Annotated in this window: 13 protein-coding genes; 5 read left to right on the top strand and 8 right to left on the bottom strand. The window is 43.4% G+C overall.

Features of this window, described 5'->3' with window-relative positions; genetic code table 11:
* Positions 1–631 precede the first annotated feature (631 nt).
* The gene (locus L6773_RS00845) at positions 632–2,026 is read left to right on the top strand and encodes a DEAD/DEAH box helicase (protein ID WP_237851941.1); all 1,395 of its coding nucleotides are present in this window, start codon (positions 632–634) and stop codon (positions 2,024–2,026) included.
* Positions 2,027–2,288: 262 nt separating this feature from the next.
* On the opposite strand, the gene L6773_RS00840 is transcribed toward L6773_RS00845, so the two are convergent.
* A complete protein-coding gene (locus L6773_RS00840; RefSeq protein WP_237851940.1) occupies positions 2,289–3,782 on the bottom strand; it encodes a sodium/proline symporter in 1,494 nt (497 codons plus the stop codon).
* A 333-nt stretch (positions 3,783–4,115) separates the two neighbouring features.
* Between L6773_RS00840 and dnaN the strand changes: the two genes are divergently transcribed.
* The 3 genes from dnaN to L6773_RS00825 all read left to right on the top strand — a co-directional run bounded on the left by dnaN (position 4,116) and on the right by L6773_RS00825 (position 7,009).
* Positions 4,116–5,231, top strand: coding sequence for a DNA polymerase III subunit beta (dnaN, locus tag L6773_RS00835; RefSeq protein ID WP_237851939.1), 1,116 nt, complete (start codon positions 4,116–4,118; stop codon positions 5,229–5,231).
* Positions 5,232–5,239: 8 nt separating this feature from the next.
* Positions 5,240–6,028, top strand: coding sequence for an SAM hydrolase/SAM-dependent halogenase family protein (locus tag L6773_RS00830; RefSeq protein ID WP_237851938.1), 789 nt, complete (start codon positions 5,240–5,242; stop codon positions 6,026–6,028).
* 177 nt (positions 6,029–6,205) lie between these two features.
* Positions 6,206–7,009: a class I SAM-dependent methyltransferase gene (locus L6773_RS00825; RefSeq protein ID WP_237851937.1), complete on the top strand. Its 804-nt coding sequence runs from the start codon at positions 6,206–6,208 to the stop codon at positions 7,007–7,009.
* Positions 7,010–7,233: 224 nt separating this feature from the next.
* Here the strand turns inward: L6773_RS00825 and argS are convergent, their stop codons facing one another.
* From argS to L6773_RS00795, 6 genes are all read right to left on the bottom strand, one after another.
* A complete protein-coding gene (argS, locus tag L6773_RS00820; protein WP_237851936.1) occupies positions 7,234–8,868 on the bottom strand; it encodes an arginine--tRNA ligase in 1,635 nt (544 codons plus the stop codon).
* Positions 8,869–9,096: 228 nt separating this feature from the next.
* Entirely contained in the window at positions 9,097–9,657 is a 561-nt protein-coding gene (locus L6773_RS00815) for a hypothetical protein (RefSeq protein WP_237851935.1), read from the bottom strand.
* A gap of 123 nt (positions 9,658–9,780) precedes the next feature.
* Positions 9,781–10,716 (bottom strand): DUF4340 domain-containing protein, encoded by a 936-nt coding sequence (locus L6773_RS00810; RefSeq protein ID WP_237851934.1) that lies wholly within the window; start codon positions 10,714–10,716, stop codon positions 9,781–9,783.
* 2 nt (positions 10,717–10,718) lie between these two features.
* The gene (locus L6773_RS00805; protein WP_237851933.1) at positions 10,719–12,302 is read right to left on the bottom strand and encodes a GldG family protein; all 1,584 of its coding nucleotides are present in this window, start codon (positions 12,300–12,302) and stop codon (positions 10,719–10,721) included.
* Entirely contained in the window at positions 12,299–13,024 is a 726-nt protein-coding gene (locus L6773_RS00800; protein WP_237851932.1) for an ABC transporter permease subunit, read from the bottom strand. The genes L6773_RS00805 and L6773_RS00800 overlap by 4 nt, the downstream gene beginning before the upstream one ends.
* Complete coding sequence (locus tag L6773_RS00795; protein ID WP_237851931.1) at positions 13,021–13,956, bottom strand: ATP-binding cassette domain-containing protein; 936 nt, start codon at positions 13,954–13,956, stop codon at positions 13,021–13,023. The genes L6773_RS00800 and L6773_RS00795 overlap by 4 nt, the downstream gene beginning before the upstream one ends.
* Positions 13,957–14,379: 423 nt before the next feature.
* Here L6773_RS00795 and L6773_RS00790 point away from each other — a divergent pair, with 423 nt between their 5' ends.
* On the top strand, positions 14,380–15,288 hold the full coding sequence (locus L6773_RS00790; protein ID WP_237851930.1) for a mechanosensitive ion channel family protein: 909 nt from the start codon (positions 14,380–14,382) through the stop codon (positions 15,286–15,288).
* Between the two features lie 40 nt (positions 15,289–15,328).
* On the opposite strand, the gene L6773_RS00785 is transcribed toward L6773_RS00790, so the two are convergent.
* Positions 15,329–15,787: a heme-binding domain-containing protein gene (locus L6773_RS00785; protein ID WP_237851929.1), complete on the bottom strand. Its 459-nt coding sequence runs from the start codon at positions 15,785–15,787 to the stop codon at positions 15,329–15,331.
* Positions 15,788–15,849: the final 62 nt, after the last annotated feature.

Here is a 15,849-nt window from a genome sequence, read left to right as displayed (position 1 = left end):
GGAGTATTCCTCTATCAGCTGATGGATAGATATGGCGAATGATTGGAGTATGAAATTGAACTTATCAAATTATTCGACCGGAAAAATCCTCTCAAAGCCACTTCCCTTGATTTAAAGCGGGATTTTAGACTCATCAAGCGACTTGATAAACAGTGATCCATATTCAATCAAAAAATCAGTTGGAATGCATTCATCTGAGATTTATTTTCAAAGAACCAAAGTCATCGCAAAAAAAGTGGTGACCAACTGAGTTTACATAGCAATTTGAAGGGTGACAGCTAGTTTGTTTTATCGCAGAGCTAACCCGTGTATGTGTAAACTGGATTGAAAGTTACTGCGTAAGCAATTATAAGAAGAGAATGCTGTGTGCGTTAATAGATAGATACATTGCTTAATTGAGGCAGTTATTTTTGAAGGCTGATAGAAGAGTATTTTTTTTACAAATTTGGCGAGAAAGATCACTGGATTACTTGATGTGATCTGATATGAATTTTGTCTGACATTGTACGTTTTGGGCATTTACTTAAACCTGAGTTTCTCGTAAGGAATATTCTTTTTTGATCATCGGCCATAAGGCAGGTTGCTGCCATTTGTTAATTGAAATGTTGATCAAAATTGAAGAGGTACCACATTGTCGTTTAATCAATTTCGACTGAGTTCTGATATTTTGAAGGGGTTGAATGATGTTAAACTTGAAAGCCCCTCACCGTTACAAAAGAAAATTTTTAAGGCTGTACAAGAGAAGAAAGATCTTGTCATAAATACAACCATCGAAGAAGACCCTGAGGTAGGTTACCTGATTTCGATGTTGAATGAAATTTCGAAATCGGATCGCCGCCAGGGAACTCGAGCTGTCATTGTAACGGCCGATAAAGAGCGTGCCAAGGTTCTGGATGAATGGATATGGGCCATCGGCTATCATGCATCCATCGAGAGTGCCTGTATAACCGAGGATGGTGATCCCAAGGAACAGCTCAATGCTTTAACCAAAGGGCCGGTTGTAATCGTTGCTACACCCAAGCGTTTCTCTGAAGTTCTTGAGGAGGGCAGGATTATTTTCCGTGAGGTTCAGCAATTAATTGTAGACCAGGCTGAACTTGTGGAGGACTGGTCGGCAATTGAGGCGATTTCGAACCGGGTGATCGGAAATTGCCAGCGAATATTTACGGCCGCTAAAGACAGTAAAGAACTGCGTGAGGCGGAGGATCAGATGCTTAAAGACCCGGAACTGGTTACGTTAAAAAAGAAGAGTGATTCGAAGAGTTCAGAGAAGCAGAAGCCTGCTTCCAAGGAGCAAGAAAAGCCAAAAATTACCAAGGACTTAACACAGTATTATATTAACGTACCGCCCAGATCTAAGATCTCTACGTTAATGGCTCACATTGAAAATCATAAGCCGGATTCTGCATCCGCTGTCATATTTACTGCATCAAGGAAAACAGCGGACCGTTTGTATAAAATTTTTCGGAAAAGTAACAAGCGGGCCGTTAGTATTCATGATAAGACAGACAAGGGTACATTTGATGAACGGTTCGGACGTTTTAAATCCGGAAATGTTCAACACCTGATTGTTGGACAGATGTCTGCTGCAGACATTCCAATTGAGCATACCGATCACGTAATTAACTATGATGTTCCGGAAGATGTTAATGAGTATAAATTAAGGGCCGAATTGGTGGGTGATGGAAAAGCCACAAGAATTATCAGCCTTGTATCCAAACAGGACCGAAGTGATATCAATGCCATTTGCAAATCACTGGGGTACGCACCGGAAGAAGTACCGCTGCCTAAGAGTGTGAAAGACAAGCTTTCCACTCGCGGGAAAAAATCTAAATCGAAAAATAAGCGAGGCGGACGCGGAAAGAGCCGCGGAAGATCCAACAAGAAGAAAAAACGCTCTGCACATAAACTACACGAATTGCCGAGACCTACATTCGATCAGCTTGAAGGCGGAAGATCCGGCAAGAAGAAAAAGAAAAAAGAGAAGAAGGGAATCATCGGGTTCATCAAAAACCTGTTTGATTAATGTAAATAAATGTGACCTAAGCGCGACAAAAGATCCCCCTCCTTTTCCAAGGAGGGGATTTAGGGGTGCCTTTGAAGGGGGAAGTGAGCGGAGCGAACAGGGGGATGTACACCCCTCCCGCCTAAAGGCGTCCCGACGGTTCGGGACCCTCAAGGGGACACAAACCTCCCTAGCCCCGCCTTACACCCCGTCGTATCGAGGGTATGCATGAGGGGAGCGACATATTCACGATTCTTATGTAGAATTCACGCTATTTAATCAATTAGGAGTCCCTCATATCCTCAAATGCCTGTTCAACCTGAGGAGCCGGTTCGGTATACAGGCTTACGATCCAGGTAGCGAGAAGTGCGGCAAGAAATCCCGGAATCAATTCGTATAAAGAATCTTTCAAGACCGGGATATAATACCATGCGATCGTTACGAGTGTTCCGGTAATCAAGCCGGCATAAACTCCGGCACGGGTGGTACCTTTCCAGTAAAGGGCAAGAATGGAAGTTGGCCCAATGGATGCTCCCAATCCGGCCCAGGCGAAGAGCACAAGCCAAAAAACCAGATCCTCAGCGAGAAACCCAAAGAGAAGAGAAAGCACGACCAAAAGAAACACAACAGACCGGCTGTAAAGAACAAGACGTTTTTGTGGAATGATTTCGTTCTTCTTGATGATTTTATCATACACATCACGAACAACACTTGAGGCTGCAACAAGTAATTGGGAATCAGCGGTAGACATAATGGCTGCAAAAATTGAAGCCAGAACAATACCAAAAAGTATGGGATGGAGATGTTGCTGAGCTAAAAATGGAAACAGATTCTCGGTGTCGCTTGCTGGGAGCATATCTACTTCGGGGAAAAATGCACGGCCGGCAAGTCCAATGAAAACCGCACCCCATGCCATTAATACATTCCAAATGGTACCAATAACAGCAGCAATTCGAAGCTGCTTGGAATCATCGATGGACATATACCTGGCAAGGATATGAGGATTGCCGGGTGAACCCAGTCCAATTCCTAAAAACCCAATGGCTGCACCTACAGAGATTGCAAAGGGATCGACATAAGCAATATCCATCTCTGATAGTTGTATAAGCAATTGTGAGAGGCCCCCTGCATCGTAAATTGCAATTATCGGGAGGGCAACCAAAGCGAAGATCATCAGTATTGCCTGGAACATATCGGTGAGGCTTACGGCAAGAAAACCTCCAACAATTGTATATGCAAGTACAATAATTGCTGTAACCAGAATTCCCAAATCCTGATTCATTCCGAACCCGGAAGCAAAAGCCTTACCACCTGCTACGAACTGTGCTGAAACGTAGCCAATCATAAATATGAGAAAGATCACAACAATCATAAGGCGCAGATATCCATTTTGATCATTGAACCGATCAGCAAAAAAATCGGGAACAGTAATACAATTTCTTTTTTCTGTAAAGTTTCGAAGTCTGCGAGCGTAGTAAAGAAACAGGAATAACTCAACGATGATGTAACCAGCTACCGCCCAAATTGCCGAGGGGCCCTGGGCATATGCCATCCCGGTCACCCCAAGTAACAGCCAGGCACTTCGTCCCGATACAACGGCAGAAAGTGCCACCACAAAACGATTCATCTTTCGTCCGCCGATGAAATATTCGCTGATTCCTTTTGAGGAGAATCTCGAGGAATAGATTCCAATCCCAATCAAAAAAAGAAGATACCCTGCAAATGCGGAAATAGCGTAAGGATCGAGGGCAATAGAAAGAGACTGTGTTTCATCCATTGCGCTGTGATTTTTTATTCGCAAGGATAACCGCAGTGACAATAATCAAAACAGGCAAAACAAACATTACCAGGTAGAATGAAATCATAAATCAGTCTGCTGTTTAGATGAATTTCGAAACTAATCTAACGAAAGACAATTGATATAAAAAGAGATGGTGAAAGCTTGCCCGAATATCGCAAAATCAGTTGTTTGACGGTTGCAGGAAGAGACAGGATTTGTTAGTATAGGCTGAATAGAAATGGTTCCTGAAACATGTATGAATAATTGAGAATCGGAACTAAAAAGTGATATTTTCCATACCTGACATTTAATAACTGACCAGACAATTGTATGAAATTTAATGTATCAAGTAACGATCTGAACCAGGGACTCTCAGCCGTGATTGGAGCTGTACCCACGAAAGCCACTCTGCCTATTCTTGAAACCATTTTGTTTGAAAGTGAAGATGGCCGATTGAAGCTAACGGCCACGGATCTTGAGATCTCAATAATTGAGTACATTGATGCCGATATCGAAGAGGAGGGGTCTGTAGCGATCCCGGCCAAACGCCTGCAAGAAACACTGCGTCAACTTCCCAATATACCGGTCTTCTTTGAGGTGGATGAGGATCAAAACGTGGAATTTAAAACCGATAAAGGAAAATATAAGCTGGTTGGCGAAGAAGCAGATGAATTTCCTGAAATTCCAAATATGGATGGCGGTACAAATCTTTCAACAGATACCAAGCTTCTTCAAAATGCAATTGGAAAGACGATGTTTGCCGTCTCAACCGATGACCTTCGCCCTGCGATGATGGGGGTCTATTTTGATATCGGGGAAAACGAGACAAAATTTGTAGCAACGGATGGTCACCGGTTGGTGAAATATGTGAATCAAAATTTCACTTCAGAGACACCACTTTCGTTTATTGTACCGGATAAAGCACTTAGCCTCATCTCGAAAGCACTGGATGACGATTCTACAGATCTTATTGTTTCCGATGATCACGCTCAATTCAAGAGCGGCAGTACTATTGTCATCACAAGATTAATCAATGAACAGTATCCTAATTACGAATCAGTAATCCCGAGAGATAACGACAAGAACTTGCTAATCGACAAAAACCAGATGTTGGCTACAGTTCGTCGTGTATCTGTTTTTTCCAGCAGTACAACACGCCAGATTCGCCTGCAGCTTAAAAATGATAAAATAACAATCCGAGCCGAAGACCTGGATATGAGCAGCGAGGCGAAAGAAACAATTTCCTGTGAATACAGTTTTGATGAGATGGAAATTGGATTTAACGCAAAATACCTGGGTGACGTGCTGAGTAATGTTGACGGCGATGAAGCCAAATTTGAATTCTCTACTCCAAACCGCGCAGGAATTGTAAAACCGGCCGAAGAAGAAGAGGGCGAACAGATGCTGATGCTCGTTATGCCGGTGATGCTTAACAGCTATGCATAAAATTCGCGATGTCTCGCATAATTACACTTACAACCGACTTTGGAACCCAGGATCATTACGTAAGTGTGATGAAAGCGGTGATGCTGGATATTATTCCGGACGTCCGCTTCATTGACATTTCTCATGAGATTCCTCCGCAGGATGTAATGGCGGGCGCATGGGTGGTTCGCAACTCTGCTCCCTATTTCCCTCCCGGAACTGTTCACTTGGTTGTAGTTGACCCGGGTGTTGGTACCGATAGAACACCCGTAGCCATTAAAATTAAAGATCAGCTTTTTGTCGGGCCTGATAATGGGATCTTTTCATTGATTGGCGAAGAGTTTGGCTACGAGGCCGTAAAGCTCGAGAATGAAAAATTCTGGCGCGAAGATCGATCAACGACCTTTCACGGACGCGATATTTTTGCCCCGGTGGCAGCACATCTTGCCAATGGAGTTTCAATTGATGAACTTGGTGATCCACTCGAAAAGTTGGTCACATACAGATGGGCAATTCCCATTTCCGATAAAGATGGTATCCAGGGTTGGATTGTACACATCGATCGATTTGGAAACCTGGTTTCTAATATCCCCTCCTCTTTGATAAAAGAAACTATTGGAGATGCACGACTCAAAATTTATGTCGGAAATACCATTTTGGATGAAATTGTTCCCACCTTCGGTGCCGTTCCGGATGGCGAACCGGCAGCATATATCGGCAGTTCAGGTAAACTGGAAATTGCTATCAATAAGGGAAATGCAAAACAGATGTTAAGTGTTGAGAAGGGAGCGCAGATTTCGATTGTCGTTCAGAAGTAATGCAAATAGACATTGTATTTTTCTTACCACTGAAAAATTCAGTAACTGGACAGAATATTTTGTGAGTTAAAAATTGTGAGTCAGCAAGAAAAAATACAATGTTTCATAGTGACCACTTCGTAACTCTGAAAAGTTGTTTGCGTATTAAATAGGGTGTTCAACAAATCTGATTAATTCATGAAATTTGAAGTACGTTCTCCGCTTTACGACCAGGAATCTATCCTTATTCCATCCGAAGTAGAAAACCTTTCAAAACCGTTTAACGGCACGGTTTGCTCAAGAAAGGGGGATGAATATAAAATCAAGAATAATATCGTAGATCTGCTGCCGAAAGAGCAGGAATACACGTTGGCCCAGAGTACCAATCAATGGAGTATAACGGCATCAGTGTATGAAGACTTGTGGAGAGTTCGGTCGTTGTCATTATTAACGGGTGAGCAATTTCCGATCGAAAAAGAGAAGGAGTTGTTAAATCAGTGGGTGAACCCTCAGCCCGGCAAGGCCTATCTTGATGTTGGCTGTTCCACCGCAATGTATGCCCGGGCTCTGAAAAAAGCAGAACCCGAGAGTCGTCTTGTAGCAATCGATTTTGCGGAGGCGATGCTTGAAGAAGCCCGATTAAAAGCAGAAGCCAATCAAACAGATATTCTGCTACTCCGGGCCGACGCAAGAGAGATGCCTTTTTTTGCCAGAACTTTCGACGGGATTGCAATGGGAGGAACGCTGAACGAACTGGGAGATGAATTAAAGGTTTTATTTGAATGCAAAAGAGTTCTGAAAGACGACGGAGTGATGTTCATGATGCATCTCATCAAATCGGAAACGTGGTACGGATGGTTGTTTCAAAACTCTGCCGAGTGGAGCGGCCTCAAATTCTGGACGGTTGAAGAGAGTAATGAACTCTTTGAGCGATCAGGTTTTAAAGTGGAAGATCAGTTTACAAAAGGAATTGTTTGTTTTACAAAACTGAAGCCGGTGTAAAATCCCCCTTCGAAGTGGGAATGATTAGCCGAAGGCTGATCAAGGGAGATGACTTCTTGTTCCTGCTTACACCCCAGTGAGATTCTCCACAACTGGTACAAGTATGCAACTTGTATCAAGTGGAATAATTTCACAACTGGTGCAAGTTTGCAACTTGTACCGGGTAAAATTTTTTCGCACAAGTTACAAACTTGCGCGAGTGTTGAGACGCTGACAGGTTTTAACTACATTCGGTCGGGAGCTTCGATTCCTAAAATGCCAAGCCCGTTCGCCAGTACAGTTGCACTGGCTTTTGCCAATCCTGTTCGGGCCTGCATAATCTCCTCCACTTCTCCGATGATCCTGCAATCGTGGTAGAACGATGTAAATGATGAAGCCAATTCATTCAAGTAGGTTATCAACCGGTGGGGTTCACGATGCTGTGCAGCGAGTGAAATCGCTTCAGGAAACGCAATTAATTTTTTGATGAGCGTGATTTCTGATTCATGGGTGAGAACGGAAAGATCGATATCATCGATGAATTCGGCAATCTCATCGATCTTTCGAAGGATCGATTGAATACGTGCATGAGCATACTGCAAATAAAATACGGGATTCTTTTCTCCAGTTTCTTTGGCTGTGGTGATGTCAAACTCAAGGTGGGTGTTTGGAGATCTCATCAAAAAGAAGAATCGTGTGACATCTTCGCCGACCTCATCCATCAATTCATCTAAAGTGACAAAATTTGCTTTTCGCGTACTCATCTTAAAAGGCTTTCCATCTTTCACAAGCGTGACAAACTGGTACACGAGTACTTCAACCTTCTCTTTGTCATATCCCAAGACATCAATTCCACTGAGTACATCCGGGTAGGTATCGATATGATCAGCACCAAAAACATCAATACAGAGGTCAAATCCACGGTCGAGCTTGTTTGCGTGGTAGGCGATATCAGGCAGGCGGTAGGTCGGCTCACCGCTGCTTTTGATCAGAACCGTATCCTGGTCTTTTCCAAATTCCGTGGTTTTAAACCAAACAGCACCGTCTTTATCATAGGCCAGTTCCTTCTCCCTAAATGTTTGCACAACCTGGTCAATCGAGCCATCTTCATAAAGGGTATGTTCGTTGAAAAAGGAATCCATCTCGATATTCATTCGCCCGAGAGTATTTTGAATCTCCTCGAATATGACGGTTTCCGCTTTTTCTTTAAACAAAGTTACATCCTCTTTATCAGCCAACTTATCGCCATGTTCCTCTAAAAGTTGTTTGGCAATATCTTTGATATAGCCACCTTCATAACCACCCTCCGGAAATTCAGAATCCAGTTTAAGTTCTTCGAGGTACCGGGCCTGAACGCTAAGTCCCAACATCCGCATTTGCCGCCCGGCATTGTTGAAATAGTATTCTCTTTGAACATCCGCACCCGTCCATTCTAAAAGGCGAGACACCGTATCTCCCAAAACAGCATTTCGTCCGTGTCCTACTGTCAACGGTCCGGTTGGATTTGCACTCACAAACTCAACGAGGCATTTGATTCCTTGATTGTCGGTCGTTTTTCCAAATTCTGTACCGGAATTCAGAATTTCAGCCAGTTCGTCGTACAGGTAATCTTCAGCAAACCGAAAGTTGATAAAACCCGGGCCTGCAATTTCAATCGCCTTAATCTTCTTTGGGTCTGACTCGAGATGAGAAATCAACTCTTCGGCAATAGCCCGCGGATTCTTTTTCAGAATTTTAGGTAAAACCATGGCTACGTTTGTCGCCGCATCTCCGTGGGTGGGATCTTTTGGCGTCTCAATCTTGATGTCAGGCAGTTGCTCTTCAGACAAACCAAGTTTTAAAAGTGCTTGACTGATTATTTTCTGTAAATAGGTTTCCATGAATGGAAAAAGTGATTATTTGTGAATTAGATTCTTGGTTAAACAGGAAGGTAAATATACAGGTTTCAAAGAGTCATTTCTTAGTGATTCTTTTCGCTATTGAGACATGGTATTTTTCGAGTCAAAACAGAGTTTAATTAGGGCAAGAAGGTTTAAAAAGTCTCATAATTTATTGCAATCAAGAAAAAATACCATGTCTTTTATATTGGGAGGGATTTAGGGTGGGTCTCAAAAAAGAGTAGGCTGATCATCACCCGAGGCGGTTTTTCGGGCAAAGGAGGGGTCGGTATGAAAAAGTTCAAGCATCTCGGGAGTAAATCGGCGTCCGTAGATTCTTCGGCAGACACCCTGTAAGGCTTTCTCACCGTTAGATGTGATGGTCAGATACCCGTGTTCATCTTCATAGATAAACCCGAATTGGCGGATGTCGTTGACAATCAGGTAGGCGAGTTTTGCATTGACCCCGATGTTCTTCTCCACGAATTCGCGGTGAGGGGGCTCATCTTCAGATGCAACAAGAATTCCAAGAAGGTTGAGTTCGGCCTCTGTAAGCGGATAACCTTCTGAGTGTTTGGTGAGAAGGCTGTCCCATGCAGCCTGGCTGTAATAGAGTCCAAACCACCATTTTGCATTTTTCAGGAGCTTATGCGTGACTGCACAGGCAAGGTATTTTCCCGGTGCGGCATGTCGCGGTTCACCGCGGTCGCGGTACATGCTGACCATCGTAGCAAGATCCAGTTCTTGTAAGTTTGGCGGGTATTTGAATACGAAATCGGACTTTTTCTGCATGTTGCACTCCTAAACCTTCTCTCAAGTTTACAAAAAAATCGCGGGGTTTGTTCAATCAAATGTATGAAGAGAAAGTTTTATGCCCGCTTTTGTCAGGTTTGACTCGTCTATAAAACCAAAAAACTACTCTTGAAGATATTCTTCTCGGCTCAAAAGTACACCCTGGTCCCAGGTCCGTTTTGGAAGTGTAAAAGTATAGGGATACCCGCTGGCGGTAACCAGGTAAAATGGGGCTGGTTCAGCTTCAATAAATCGATAGAATTTCAGTGTTTTGGACTCTCCATTGTCTGCCAGGAACTCAACAGAGTACATGGGATTGGAGGTTGTGGAAGAGTCAATTCCATCGGGTGGATAACCCGCTGCGTTTAAACGCCCAAGCATGCTCACAAGAGTAGAGGCCTTTTGTTGATCCAAAGAATCGGTTCCGGCCATCCAGGTTCCGTTTGTGTTCTGAATCGTAAATGAACTGTCTGCCGGGTAAGTAAATCGAATTTCAGTAATTGATTCTAATGGGACATTCCAGACGGTCAAATCCCGCCAGTTATTAAAATTGGATTGAATGGATGAGCGATTCAATCCACTGACAGAAAACACCTGGTTTTCGCCGGGAATACGAACGTAGATGTCTCCTGCACTTCCGGGAAACTGTGATGAACTTGCGATAACCTGATCCAGCTCCTGGTCTCCGTTATAAAGTGTAATAGCGGTACCTGTACTGTCCACCCGGTAGCGTGTGTGCTTTTGGGGATCACGGGTTACCAGTGCCTCAATCTCCATATTTTGAAGCTCCCGTAAAGCCATTTTAATTTTTTGCGAATCGGCAGCAAAGGTTTCGTTTTCAGCATGAACCTGCCATATGCCGTCATTTTTCAGAAGTTCAACAAAAGAAGTATCGGCGGGGTTATTCAATGTAACTCTATTAACCTGGGAGGGATCCGTACTCACAAGATCACCGCGGAGAATATCACTCTCACCGGTACCACCCAGTAATAGTTGAAGCAGGAGTAATACAATTGAGATGGCAAATATCACAGATAATGTCTTTGTAGCATTTGTCATGATTAAATTCCCTCCTCAATCCATTTTTGCCTTCTCGATTGAGCTGTTCGGTATCGGTAGAAACCATAACCAATTACGAGAAAAATAGGGAGCAGTACATTTAAGTATTTCAAACCGGTTTTGGTTTGATCACTGACCTGTGTAAGCGGGCGGCTGGTAACGCCCTTTGTTCTCAACTCCATCAAACCGGATGCATCCACCAACCAATCCACGGAATTCACAAAGATATTGATATTATCTTCCGGCATATTTTGTTGCTGCTGACCGGTACCATTGATCACAAAATCACCATCTCCAAAAACTACCAGGGAGGTTGGATTGCTTGAAGTGAGTTCGGCTTGAATGGAATCATCCTCAGCAAAAGCAGACCTGAAATTTCCCTCAATCAATGCGGCAACAGGCAGGTATGAAGCCTGAAAATCCCGGGCTGTGAATTGCTGTTGCGGGCTCAGGGCAAAAAATTGACGGGTGGTGTCGGCACGTTCCGAACTTCGAGCGAGGACAGATAAGGTTTGATTTGATTCGGCTCTTGTAACATCAATTGTTGAGACAAATGGAAAGATAACAGATTCAATTCCCCGGCTGATCGGATGATCTCCAAAATTTGGAATCATAGGGATATAAGGATAGCGAACCGAATTGAGTACGTTAAATCCGCCCTGCTGGGTTTGAACCTGTATTTGAGTGCTGCTAACATCTCTCAGGAGATTTGTCTTTACCGGAATATTGTAGGACTCAAGAAGGCGATCAATATTCGAACGGATCGGCTGCCCTATACCACCTGCCTGAAGATTTGCATTCACTTTGTTGATCGCAAAAACGACTTTACCGCCGCTCATAATGTATTGGTCAATGGCCAGCAGTTCAGAATCGGATAACGGTTCTTCCGGGCCAACCACCATAAGAACTTCAATATCTGGCGGTACACCGTTTGACCCTACGTTACGCAAATCCACAACCTGGTAGAGTTGTTGCAACTGGTTCATAGCTTGTGGCATTGCCGCTTGAGTGGGTTCACCGTGACCCTGTAGAAAACCGACTTTTGGTTTACGTTCGATCGTCAGTTTTTGAATGATCAGTGCAATTTCGTACTCCAGAGATGTGCCGGGTTGGATGGCCGGCAAAATTTCCTGCTGATTTTCATATTGAAAAACAGCCCCGAGGTATGCTCTTCTTTGTGAAACCTGGTCGCGTTCACGAACATTTACCAACAGTGGTTGAATGCCTGCCTGTTGAGCTTCTGCCTCTGCCCGATCATTTTCGTTTGGATTGATAAATCGATATTCAAGATTCCCTCCCGAGTATGCTCGAAATTCATCCAAAAAATTGCGGAATTCATCTTTCAGAAGATCCAGGTTTGGAGGCAGGTCTTCAGAAAAATATGCAGTTACTGTAATGGGATCATCAATCTGATCAGCGATCTGTTCACTTGCTCCCGACAATGTATAGCGATTGTCTTCTGTGAGATCGGCCCGCCAGATCAAGTGGTTCGCAAAAATACTGAGGACAACGGCAATGCCTAAAACTAGTCCAATTTGAATGAGCCCTTCATTTTTCGTTTTTAGAAATCCATCAAATGCCTTCATGTCCACATCCTCCGCCTTAGTGATGCTGTTGACAAAACAAAGCCGATGAGAATCAAAGAGATCATGTATACTACAGATTCAAGTGTAATAACTCCGCGGGTGAGGGTTGAATAATGGAACTGCAAATCGAGGAATTCAGCAATACCTGAGAGCCAGTCAGGCAATACAGATGCAGATATTCCAAATAATAGATGGAAAAAGACCCCGATAAAAAGACTCAGTATCAGAGCTACAATCTGGTTTTGAGTAAGGCTTGATGCAAAAATTCCCACACTGGTGTACACACCGCTAATAAGAATCAGCGCCACGTAACCGGCAATTGTTGCCCCGTGATCGATGTTTCCAAGGTTGGCAACGGTGATATAATAAGGCAGAGTGAAAAGCAATGAGATGATCACCAATAACCAAGATGCCAGCCACTTACCGATCACTATTTGAAAATCGGTCACAGGTTTTGTGGCGAGTAGTTCCAGGGTGCCGGATCGACGTTCCTCTGCGAGCATCCGCATGGTGATGGCCGGGATGAAAAAGAAGAGCGTCCAGAACGCAATTCCGAAAAATGTATTGAGAGATGCCTGTCCTACAAAAAACAGGTCGCCTGAACCACCAAGCCATGTAAAAAATCCACTGACTGCCAGGAATACGATAAGAATAATGTATGCAGTTAGAGAACTGAAAAATGCATTCACCTCGCGTTTGCAAATAGTCCAGATATGCTTCATAAGTCCTCCGATTGAATGGTGAGTTTTCGGAACACATCCTCGAGGCTTGATTGCATGGGAGTAAGTTGCAGTAAAACCCAATCTCTATCTACGCAGAGCCTAAAAATTTCTTTTCGTGAATCCCGGCCGGTTTTTATATCCACGAACCAACTGCCTTTTCCATGCTCGTCTGCCGGTGTGACTTGAGCCACAGAATCTAAAGCCAACAGCCCCTCTTTCACACCTTCGCCCTCTATTTGAAGAAGCAGCCGGTTCGTTCCGGAAGATCGTGCTTTCAATTCCTCTGTCGATCCGTCTGCAACCAACTTTCCTTTGCTGATGATGAGTATGCGATCGCAGGTTGCCTCTACCTCTTTGAGGATATGCGAGCTGAGCATCACCGTTTTCTCTTTACCGATCTCTTTGATCAGTGATCGGATCTCCACGATTTGATTGGGGTCGAGGCCGGTTGTCGGTTCATCCAAAATCAATACATCCGGGTCGTGAATAAGTGCCTGTGCCAATCCTACCCGCTGCCGAAAACCCTTCGACAGTTCGTTGATATTTTTATGGCATTCCGGTCCAAGCCCGCAAACATCAACCATCTGTTTAATGCGGTCGGGAATCTCTTTTTCGGATACATTTTGAAGGGCTGCCGACATATGCAGGTAATCAAAAATGCTCATATCGGTGTACAAAGGATTGTTTTCCGGCAAATACCCGATACGTCTTCGCACCTCTTCAGAATGCTTGTTAATATCAAAACCGTCAAGCTGTACGGATCCCTTGGTAGGGCTGATAAAACAGGATATAATTTTCATCGTGGTGCTTTTACCGGCACCATTTGGTCCAAGAAAACCAAGGATTTCTCCGGTTTTAACCTGGAAAGAGATGTCATCAACTGCTTTTTGAGAACCGTAAATCTTGGTGAGATTCTCAACGGTTATACTCATGTTACAATCTGTTTAGAAATTTTATGAATATGACCCATTAACAAACGCGAAAAATCTAATAAGTATTATTTTTCAAATCAACTGTTAAAGAGCCTATTCTTATCAAGACCTCAACGGGTAGATGATAACGATTCTAAGGGGATAAACAGAACAGAAAAAGTGAGTCTGCTCAATCCGAATAAACACCTTATCAATGCTTCCTTTGTGATTTATCGTTTCTTACATCTTTGGCAAGATGTTACAGTTCAGCTTATCTGGTGGGTCTGAGGATCTGTCTTGGAAAATCGAATACACAGTAGGCTTTTCAAAACTGAACTTGGGAATTAAAAATAAAATGGAACAATGCTTAAATATTTAGACTTGTATAGATTGTAAACCCTTTGGAATAAATTACTTACACATTTTATGGAACCTGGTTTGGATATGAATGAAGCTTACCAGATTGTAGCGGGTAAGCTTGAGACATGGTTGAGTGCAACCATCGAGATGCTTCCCAATTTAGCATTGGCTCTGCTGGTACTGGTTGTTTTTTATGTAATCGGAAAGATGCTGCGGAAGTTTGTACGCACTCTCCTCGAAAAAGCCACTACCAATAAGACTGTTATTGATCTGGCTGAGACCGTCATGTCGGTTCTGATTATTGGCATTGGGGTCTTTTTTGCGTTGAGCATTCTAAATCTTGATGGAACCGTTACAAGCCTGCTGGCCGGTGCCGGTATTATCGGTTTGGCCTTAGGTTTTGCATTTCAGGATATTGCCGCCAATTTCATTTCAGGTTTGCTTCTATCCATTCGCCATCCCTTTGGAATCGGGGACATCATAAAGAGCAATGATTACTTTGGTACGGTTCAGAAGCTGAACCTGCGTAACACAATTATAAAAACGCCGCAGGGTCAAATTGTCTATATCCCGAATAAAGTGGTTTATGAAAATCCATTTACCAACTACACGAAAAATAAAGAGCGGCGAATTGACCTGGAATGTGGAATCTCCTATGGGGATGATCTTGAGAAAGTAAAAAAAGTGGCTACAGAGGCGATTGAATCCATCGAGAAAAGAAATCAAAATCGAAAGGTTGAGTTTTTCTTCAAAGAATTTGGCGGGAGTTCCATCAATTTTGTGGTTCGTTTTTGGGTGGATTTCAGAAGCAACCCGGATTTTTGGGAGCCACAAAGTGATGCGATTATAGCCCTGAAGAAAGCCTTTGATGAGAACGACATAATGATTCCATTTCCAATCAGAACGCTCGATTTTGGAATTCGCGGCGGTGAAAAGCTGAATACCATGTGGGATAGCCAAAAGAAAGTCACTAATCCCTCAAATAGTGAGTAGTTTAGTCTTGTTCGCCTGTTACAAAAGAAGGTTCAGAATTCTACTGCTTCGAGGTACGCAGTTCTGAGGCCCAATCTGTAAGAGCGTCCCGCTGTTGGTCTGTCAACCGGGCTTCCGAGTGTGTCCAGGTGTAAGACGGCAATGGCATCTCTTCCTCATCAACCACCTCTATCATCTCTTCGAGGTAATGGTCTGCATCTTCGGCGGTATAATTTTGCCATGTCGAAAGATTCATCTCCTCCCTGCCTTCATCAATGTGGTCCTGCAGCCACCATGCTACCGGCTGTATATTCGAGTACCAGGGATAAGTGGTTTCATAGGAATGGCAATCGTAACAGGCTGATCTGAAAATAGATTCAACATTCTCTGGTGGTTGATGAATATTCAAAAAATCGGCAGAAGGCTCAGTTTCAGGGACGGTTTTATCAACCCCAAAAAATTGAAGAACAATAAATACGGCTAGAACAACCATTAAAATTTTAAAAAGAATTGATTTCATCTCTCCCTCCATTTTGTGTTCAATGAATATGAACTGATATCAGATAGTAATTTAAAGTCTTG

Origin of the sequence: Rhodohalobacter sulfatireducens, from assembly GCF_022012475.1 — a bacterium.
In the GTDB taxonomy this organism is placed as follows: domain Bacteria; phylum Bacteroidota; class Rhodothermia; order Balneolales; family Balneolaceae; genus Rhodohalobacter; species Rhodohalobacter sulfatireducens.
This window is presented reverse-complemented; position numbering and strand designations above follow the sequence as displayed.

Excerpts from the sequence above, each read along its gene's own strand:
- dnaN (WP_237851939.1), top strand. The coding sequence starts at position 4,116 with ATGAAATTTAATGTATCAAGTAACGATCTGAACCAGGGACTCTCAGCC.
- L6773_RS00790 (WP_237851930.1), top strand. The coding sequence starts at position 14,380 with ATGAATGAAGCTTACCAGATTGTAGCGGGTAAGCTTGAGACATGGTTG.
- L6773_RS00805 (WP_237851933.1), bottom strand. The coding sequence starts at position 12,302 with ATGAAGGCATTTGATGGATTTCTAAAAACGAAAAATGAAGGGCTCATT.
- argS (WP_237851936.1), bottom strand. The coding sequence starts at position 8,868 with ATGGAAACCTATTTACAGAAAATAATCAGTCAAGCACTTTTAAAACTT.
- L6773_RS00810 (WP_237851934.1), bottom strand. The coding sequence starts at position 10,716 with ATGACAAATGCTACAAAGACATTATCTGTGATATTTGCCATCTCAATT.
- L6773_RS00840 (WP_237851940.1), bottom strand. The coding sequence starts at position 3,782 with ATGGATGAAACACAGTCTCTTTCTATTGCCCTCGATCCTTACGCTATT.
- L6773_RS00815 (WP_237851935.1), bottom strand. The coding sequence starts at position 9,657 with ATGCAGAAAAAGTCCGATTTCGTATTCAAATACCCGCCAAACTTACAA.
- L6773_RS00800 (WP_237851932.1), bottom strand. The coding sequence starts at position 13,024 with ATGAAGCATATCTGGACTATTTGCAAACGCGAGGTGAATGCATTTTTC.
- L6773_RS00785 (WP_237851929.1), bottom strand. The coding sequence starts at position 15,787 with ATGAAATCAATTCTTTTTAAAATTTTAATGGTTGTTCTAGCCGTATTT.
- L6773_RS00795 (WP_237851931.1), bottom strand. The coding sequence starts at position 13,956 with ATGAGTATAACCGTTGAGAATCTCACCAAGATTTACGGTTCTCAAAAA.
- L6773_RS00825 (WP_237851937.1), top strand. The coding sequence starts at position 6,206 with ATGAAATTTGAAGTACGTTCTCCGCTTTACGACCAGGAATCTATCCTT.
- L6773_RS00830 (WP_237851938.1), top strand. The coding sequence starts at position 5,240 with ATGTCTCGCATAATTACACTTACAACCGACTTTGGAACCCAGGATCAT.